1 protein-coding gene is annotated in these 8950 nt (G+C 47.6%); it reads left to right on the top strand.

Translation table 11 applies throughout. The features are described from left to right. Positions 1-28 precede the first annotated feature (28 nt). Complete coding sequence (locus EGM68_RS16395; protein WP_129549591.1) at positions 29-8917, top strand: hybrid non-ribosomal peptide synthetase/type I polyketide synthase; 8889 nt, start codon at positions 29-31, stop codon at positions 8915-8917. Positions 8918-8950 lie beyond the last annotated feature (33 nt).

Genomic DNA, 8950 nt, shown 5'->3' with positions numbered 1-8950 from the left:
GTTTCTACATGCTGGGAGGCAATCGAAGATGAAGGACTTTTTTCAAAATATTCTGGGCGAGGTAAAAAGCGGACGGATGCAGAAAGAGGAGGCTATTTTCAGAATACGCCAAGTTCAAGCTCAAATGGCTTCACACGGTACCCTGCAAAGCACAGCAGGGGCCGAGGCGGGGGCCCTGGCGAATACAGGAATTCTTATGCTTGAGCCTTCATGGAAAGAGCAAGCTGCACTCCAAAAAGCGACTCTCCCTGAATTTAGCCAACATCTGGTGGTGCTTTGCGAACTCGATCATATCTCGGAGCGAAGCATTGAAGCGCTCTTAAAAGGAACCCGATGCATCAAGCTCCATGCCGGTCAAACCGGCATGGATGAACGGTTTCAGGGCTATGCTCTTCAACTGCTTGCGGAAGTGCAAATGATTCTCAAAGAGAATCTGAGGGGCAACGTGCTGGTACAGATTGTTGCTTCCTCCCAAAGCGGACAGCAGCTCTTTGCTGGGCTTTTGGGATTGCTGCAAACAGCCGAAAAGGAAAACCCAAAAATCGCAGGGCAATTCGTTGAATTGGAAGCTACAGGTTTGGAAGAGATCGTTGAGAAATTAAAAGAGAACAGCCAATACCCCAAAGACAAAAGGATACGGTATGAGAACAGTAAACGTCTGACTCTCAGCTGGAGCGAAATGAAAGCCCCTGAAACTCCGGGAAGAGTGCCCTGGAAGGATCGGGGGATTTATTTGATTACGGGCGGTGTAGGAGGTTTAGGGCTTGTTTTTGCGAGAGATATCGCCCGGCGAGTCAGAGAAGCTACGCTAGTCCTGGTAGGGCGTTCAATATTTGACGAAGGCAAGCAGGCCATATTGGAGGGATTGAAAGCACTGGGAGCCCGCGTAGAGTACAGACGAGCGGACGTATCCCGAAAGGAAGAGGTCTCGCAACTGATCCTAAAGATCCAAGAGGAGCATGGGGGGATTGATGGCATCCTCCATAGTGCAGGGGTGATACAGGATCGTTTTATTATTCATAAGACGCAGGAAGAGTTCAAGGAAGTAATGGCTCCCAAAGTAGCCGGATTGGTCAACCTGGATCAGGCGACGAAGGAGCTAGACCTTGATTTCTTCATTTTCTTCTCTTCCATCGCAGGGATTATGGGCAATCCTGGTCAGGCCGATTATTCCGCAGCAAATGCGTTTATGGATGCCTATGCCTTATATCGAAACAGCCTCGTCTCTTCCAAGGAGCGCAAAGGGCAGACGCTGTCTGTCAATTGGCCGCTCTGGAAGGATGGAGGAATGCATGCGGATGCCGAAACGGAGATGGCTTGGCAAAGTATTGGCATGGTGGCCATGCAAACTGCAAACGGCGTCAAGGCATTATATGATAGCCTAGCCTCTGGCCAGAAGCAGGTACTGGTGATAGAAGGGGATTTGCCTAGATTGCGGAAGCATCTATTGGAGCCTCAGCCACAGGAAAAATTATATATTGAAGAGACAGCTTCTTCACCGATAAATCCTGAGCTGCTTCTGGAAAAAATCTTGCACCAGCTTAAAGTATTGTTTGGAGAAGTGACTAAGCTGAGCATTGAAAAGATTGATGTCAGTGAGCCTTTGGAGAGCTACGGCATAGACTCCATCATGATTACAAGGCTCAACCAAAAGCTTCAAGGAGTTTTTGGTGAAATCTCGATGACCCTGTTTTTTGAATATCAGACGTTGGAAGCGGTAGCGGAATATTTTATTGCTGACTATTATGAGGAATGCGTACGGTGGACAGGACTTGGAAGACGGCTGGAGCCGGAAGAAAACTTCATCCCCGTATCTTTGCATACTGATAGCGAATTATCATTGCCGACTCTACCAAAGGAAGAAAACCATCATGCCAGTAGGACAGTTATAGACACAGGCAGTGTAAAACACGAACAAATAGCCATTATTGGCATGAGCGGACGATTTCCACAAGCAAAAAATATGGAGGAATACTGGAGCAATTTACAACAGGGCAAAGATTGTATTACAGAAATCCCCGCAGATCGCTGGAATAGGGAAGGATTTTACTTTCCTGATATAAAGGAAGCTGTGGAGAAGGGCAAAAGCTATAGCAAATCTGGGGGATTTGTGGAGGATTTTGCAGATTTTGATCCTCTTTTCTTCAATATATCTCCTCGGGAAGCTATGAGTATGGACCCTCAGGAGCGGATATTCCTGGAAGAATGCTGGAAAACCTTCGAGGATGCTGGATACAGCAGAGATCAGCTTGCAGCGCAATATAATGGGCGAATTGGCGTCTTTGCAGGCATTACCGCAACAGGCTTCAATTTATACGGACCCAAGCTGTGGGAGCAAGGCAAACCAATCTTTCCTCGCACATCCTTCAGTTCGGTAGCAAATCGAATATCGTATCTCTTGAATCTGAAGGGACCTAGCTTTTCGGTGGATACCATGTGCTCATCGTCATTAACTGCAATCCATGAGGCCTGTGAGCATATCCATAACGGAGAATGCGAGATTGCTATAGCAGGGGGAGTTAACTTATATCTTCATCCTTCCAACTATGTTTTTCTAGGCACAATGCGAATGCTATCGCCAGAGGGACGGTGCAAGAGCTTTGGTGAAGGAGGAAATGGATTTGTCCCTGGTGAAGGTGCGGGTGTTGTGTTGCTCAAACCTTTATCTCGAGCCATTGCCGATAAGGACCATATTTATGCGGTTATTCGGGCAACTAGTATCAATCATGGCGGAAAAACAAACGGGTATACCGTGCCTAATCCGGTAGCACAGGCAGAATTGATCCGAGAAACCTTGGATAAAGCAGGCGTCAATGCTCGAACAGTCAGTTATATTGAAGCTCACGGTACAGGGACAGAACTCGGTGATCCTATTGAAATTACCGGACTTACCCAGGCTTTCAAGAAGGATACACAAGATACAGGGTTCTGTGCGATTGGCTCGGTAAAATCAAACATAGGCCATTTAGAGGCGGCCGCAGGGATTGCAGGAATCGCTAAAATTATTCTGCAAATGAAAAACCGAAAAATTGTCCCAAGCCTGCATGCCAAAGAATTGAACCCCAATATAAACTTTGCCAAAACGCCATTTACAGTTCAGCAGGGACTTGCTGAATGGAAACGTCCGATTTTGGAGAAAAACGGCGAGCAACGGGAATACCCTAGAATTGCAGGCATATCTTCCTTCGGAGCCGGAGGGTCTAATGCCCATATCGTTCTAGAAGAATACATTCCGGCAGAACAGGCTGTCTCTACTCCGCAAAAGCCGGTTGTCATTATATTGTCGGCCAAAAGTGATGAAGCATTGAAAGAGCAGGCTGTTCAGTTGACTGCTGCAATTGATAAAAATGTCTTCTCAGATAACGACCTGGTGAATGCGGCTTACACCTTGCAAATGGGGCGTGAGGCGATGGATGAGCGCCTTGCCGTGGTCGTTCAGTCAGTGGAGGAACTTAGGAACAAACTGCGGGAATTCAATGGGGGAAGACCGGATATTGCACAGCTTTATCGGGGACAGGCCAAGCGGGACAAGGAGAGCTTGGATGTAGCTCAGCTGGAAGAAGCGCTGGATGAATCCTTTGATGTCTGGAATCTAGCAGAGAAATACGGCAGACTTTCGGAATTGTGGGTCAAGGGTGTGCACGTTGACTGGAACAGACTCTACAGTGATATCCAGCCTTTCCGCATCAGTTTGCCCACATATCCCTTTGCTAGGGAACGCTACTGGATATCAGTAGATGAAGAAAAGCCCGCTGGTGTCGCTCCAGCATATCTGTACCCCTTGCTGCATCACAACACCTCCGTTCTTTCTGAGCAAAGATTTAGCTCAACCTTTAACGGTCAGGAGTTTTATCTGAATAGTTCCGTCGTTGACGGAAGACTTGTCCTGTCAGATGGAGCATGTCTTGAAATGGCACGGGCAGCGGTTGAACATTCGTTAACAGTACAGGAGAAGGGTCAGGCAGGCATCACACTCACAGACATGGTATGGACACATGCTCCTGTCATAGGAGATCGGCCGGAAATACATATAGGACTCTTTCCGGGAGATCAAGGGGGAATTGATTTCAAGATTTACAGCACACGAACCGAAGCAGGCGATCCTGTCATATACAGCGAGGGAAGTGCCGAGCTGGAGGCTTTAAGTAGAACGGAAACATTAGATATTCAGGCTTTGCAGATGGAGTGCATTGATCATATTTCACATGGGGGAGACGATGAAGCACTGCGGACGATTGAAGTTAACTACGGTTCGGAATTCCAGTCCGCTGAGCAAGTTTATATAGGTCAGGACTTGGTACTGGCCAAGCTATCACTGCCTTCCGGTATGGCAAATACTGAAGGCCTATTTGTTGTGCATCCCTTCATAACAAGTGCTGCCCTGCAAATGCCGTTATACCTGCTTTCGAATAATGAAAATATTATGCGGTTCACCGGCATTGACTCTCGGAAAAAAATACTGCCGACTGCGATAGACAGGCTTCAAATATTTCGGGAGTGTCCGAGCGACATGTGGGCGTTGGTACGGCATGGAAGAGGAAACCAGATTGATCATAGGGCGCACAAGTTTGACATTGATTTGTGCGACGAGGCAGGCAGAATCTGTGTGCGCATAAAAGGGGTCTCCTACAAGGAAGCGGAGACTTGTGAGCAACCGCTCGGTGCAATGATGCTGCAGCCATTCTGGAAAGAACAGGCGGTTGGGGAGGAAACCATAACAACCGACTACGAACGGCATGTGGTCATACTTTGTGAGACAGATGCCATAGCTGCGTTACATGTCGAGGCTTCCTTGACAGGCGCGGAATGTATCACCCTACAAGCCCGCATGGAGGAGGTCGACCGACGCTTTGAAACATATGCTGTTCAGGTCTTTGAGAAAATACAAGGTATCCTGATTAACAAGCCTAAAGGCAAAGTGTTGGTACAAATTGTAATGATGTCTGGAAATGAAAAGCTACTTTTCTCCGGGCTGTGCGGCTTACTCAAAACAGCTCATAAGGAGAATCCAAAGTTCTATGGGCAACTGATTGAAGTAGGGGAAATGGAGAAAAATGAAAGACTCATTGAAATATTAAGATCGAGCAGTCGGCGTCCAGAGGACAGCCGCATCCGGTTTGTAGAAGGCAAACGTTGGATTCCTGCCTGGAACAAGGTCGAAATGCCGTCGATGCCACAAATTCCATGGAAAGATCATGGAGTTTATCTGGTTACTGGAGGTGCCAAAGGCCTGGGTCTTATTTTTGCCAAAGAAATTGCGCGTCAGACCAAGGATGCAACTCTGATTCTGACGGGGCGTTCCATGCTGGACGAGGACAAGCTGGCCCCATTGGAAGAATTGAAGGCTTTGGGCGCCAAGGTGGAATATAGACAGGTGGATGTTACGCAGAAGGAAGCGGTGGTTGGCCTGATTGAGGACATCCAAACGGCATACGGCGGAATTAATGGCATTCTGCACAGTGCTGGAATTATCAAAGATAACTATATCATCAAAAAGACGAGCGCAGAATTTAGGGAAGTACTGGCGCCAAAGGTGGCCGGCCTAGCCCATTTGGATCAGGCCAGTAAGGACATGCCCCTAGATTTCTTTATCCTTTTTTCATCAGCTGCGGGAGTGGGCGGAAATGCGGGTCAGTCTGACTATGCTACCGCGAATGCGTTCATGGATGCATATGCTTGGTATCGTAATACCTTGGTATCCTCCTGGGAGCGTATGGGCAAAACGCTGTCGATCAATTGGCCGCTATGGAAAGAAGGCGGAATGCGGCCTGACCAGGAGACGGAGAAGGCCTTGCAGAATGTAGGTATGTTTGCGATGAGGACAGAGACTGGTATTAGTGCGTTGTATCAAAGTATAGCCTGCATATCGAATCAAGCGATGGTGGTAGAAGGAGACATTGAGCTGATCAGCAGAATGATGATTATGGAAGGACAGCTTGAAGAAAGCGGAGAAGCAGCCCGAGATCAGAGACTCGGATCAGAAGACAACATGGTTCTCTTCTCAGCAAATAAGGTAGTGTCCGTCCAAGATGAACATCTGCTGCGTGAAAAGACGGCCCATTACTTGAAGACTTTGCTGTCTTCGTCAATCGAACTGCCTGCATATCGAATTGAAGAGGATACGCCGTTGGAAAATTACGGGGTGGATTCTATCAAGTCCATGGAACTGACTGACCAGTTGGAGAAGACGTTCGATCAGGTGTCGAAGACGATATTTTTTGAATATCCGAATATTCGAAGCTTAACCGAGTATTTTTTGGAATCTCATCGAGACGAATTAATCGCTCTGTTTGGTCTGGAGCAGGCAGTAACTGTAGGTGTAAAAGCCGCCACCGCCACGGCAGCAATGGGTACAGAACTTCGACCAGGAGAAGAACAGTTGCGTGATCAGGTGACAAGTTATCTAAAAGGCTTGCTATCTTCATCTACCGGACTGCCGGAACAACGCATTGAAGAGGATAAAAACCTGGAAAACTATGGAGTTGACTCCATAAAGTCTATGGAAATAACCGATCAGCTGGAAGAAACGTTTGGATCACTGTCCAGAACGCTATTGTTTGAATATCCGAATATCCGAAGCTTAACCGAATATTTTCTGGAATCTCACCGAGACGAATTAAGCACTTTGTTTGGTCTGGATCAGGTAGCGACTGTAAGTGCAATAGCTGACACGGTTTCTGTAGCCAATGAGACAAAATCCCTGCCTAGAGAAGGGCGGCTGCGTGATCAGACGACAGGGTATCTAAAGGGCTTACTTTCCTCGTCCACCGGACTGCCGGAACAACGCATTGAAGAGGATAAAAACCTAGAGAACTATGGAGTTGACTCCATAAAGTCTATGGAAATAACCGATCAACTGGAAGAAACGTTTGGATCACTGTCCAGAACCTTACTGTTTGAATATCCAAATATCCAGAGTTTAACGGATTACTTCCTGGAATCACACTGGGATGAATTGAACGCTTTGTTTGGTGCTGAACAAGAGCTAGTTGCGGGAGCCAGCACGAAATCCATTGGCATCGTAGAACATGCAAAAGCTCCCTCTCCAATATTTCGGCACTCACCCATTTCGTCAGTGCGAGTAGAGCCTAAGGAGGCGGTCACAGGAACAGGAGCGATGGACATTGCTGTCATCGGGGTGTCCGGAAAATATCCTGGAGCGGAAAATATTCAAGAATTCTGGAGAAATCTCCAAGAGGGCAAGGACTGCATTACCGAAGTTCCCGAAGATCGCTGGGATCACGATCTTTACTTTGATAAAGAAAGAAATAAACCGGGAAAAACCTACTGCAAATGGGGGGGCTTCCTAAACCGAATAAATCCGTTGGATTCTTCTTTCTTTCACCTGACCCCTCATGAGGTGAGTTTGATGGACCCTATGGAACAGCTTTTCCTGGAAATGATATGGAGCCTGCTGGAAAGTGCGGGATATACGCGAGAGGTGCTACAGAAAAAACACCAGTCCAAGGTGGGGGTCTACGTTGGTGCTACGTATCATAAATACTGCGACTGTGATACAAATACGGATGCCCCTCGGGTCACATCCTTTGGTTCTGTTGCTGTCGCCAACCCCATGTCGCATTATTTCAATTTCCAGGGTCCGAGCATATCCATTGATACGATGAGTTCTTCCTCTGCAGTGGCTGTCCATATGGCATGTGAAAGCCTGATCAGAGGAGAGTGCCAAATCGCAGTAGCTGGCGGGGGGAATCTGTTGACAAGCCCCAAAAAATATATCGAATCCAGCCAGAACAATTTGATCGGAAGCCATGAAGATAGTCGAAGCTTTGCAGATGGAGACGGATATCTTCCCGCTGAAGGAGTTGGGGCAGTTCTCTTAAAGCCGCTTCATAAGGCAGAACAGGATGGAGACTGTATTTTAGCAGTCATCAAATCTACGGCAACTAATCATGGAGGACACAGCAATGGGTATACGGTCCCTAATCCCAATGCACAGGCACAACTTGTTGAAGAGAACTTTTTGAAAGCCGGCATTCACCCCCGGACAGTCAGCTATGTAGAGGCAGCAGCCAATGGATCTACATTGGGAGACCCAATTGAGCTAGTCGCCTTGAAAAAATCATTCCAGAAATTTACGGACGAGCAGCACTTTTGTGCCATGGGATCGGTTAAATCCAATATAGGCCACGCAGAAGCAGCCTCGGGGATATCGCAGCTAACCAAGACCATATTGCAATTGTGGCATCGAAAACTGGTTCCCACCATTAAAGCGGAGAAGCTGAATCCCAATCTTACTTTCAGCAATACTCCATTTTATCTGCAACGGGAGCTTCAGGAATGGAAGCGGCCTGTAATAGAGCTGGAAGGAGAAGCGCGGGAATTTCCGTTGCGGGCAACAGTAAGCTCCTTCGGTGCTGGGGGATCTAACGTCCATTTTATTCTGGAAGAATACATTCCTTCGCCAAAAGAAGCTGTTCAGTTGAAAGGGGCAGATCAGACAGAAGTAGTGGTTCTCTCGGACGTAAACTGGGAGCGATTGAAGGCTCTTGCGAGTCAATTGCTTGAATATGTGGAGCAGCAGAACGAGCTTTCCTTACATGATGTGGCTTTCACACTTCAGACAGGCCGCGAAGCGATGAAGTGCCGGACGGCAATCGTAGCGAGCTCGCGAGAGGAACTGCTCACTGGTCTGAGAGAGCTTATCGAATCTGTCGGCAAGGGTAACGAGCCAGAGGGAGCGTCTATTCCGATATTTATTGGGGAAGGCGGAGAGGATTCAAATACAAGTGCACTCCTTTTAGGAAAAGTAGGCGAGAAAGTTTCTCAAATTCTTCTAGAGGAGAGGAATCTGGAAAATATCGCTATGTATTGGACCCAGGGAGGCAGAATTACGTGGGAGGCGCTCCATGAGGGGCAAGCTGTTCGCAGAATTCCCTTACCGACCTCTCCGTTCTGAGCACAAATTGGGGAACTGAACACTGTCTGACGA

This window comes from Paenibacillus sp. M-152 (assembly GCF_003856555.1).
In the GTDB taxonomy this organism is placed as follows: Bacteria; Bacillota; Bacilli; order Paenibacillales; family Paenibacillaceae; genus Paenibacillus; species Paenibacillus polymyxa_C.
The sequence above is the reverse complement of the archived record's forward strand: the minus strand, read 5'-3'. Positions and strand labels throughout refer to the sequence as shown.

What these genes read in the sequence shown, in the direction of transcription:
- EGM68_RS16395 (WP_129549591.1), top strand. Translation starts at nt 29, where the DNA reads ATGAAGGACTTTTTTCAAAATATTCTGGGCGAGGTAAAAAGCGGACGG.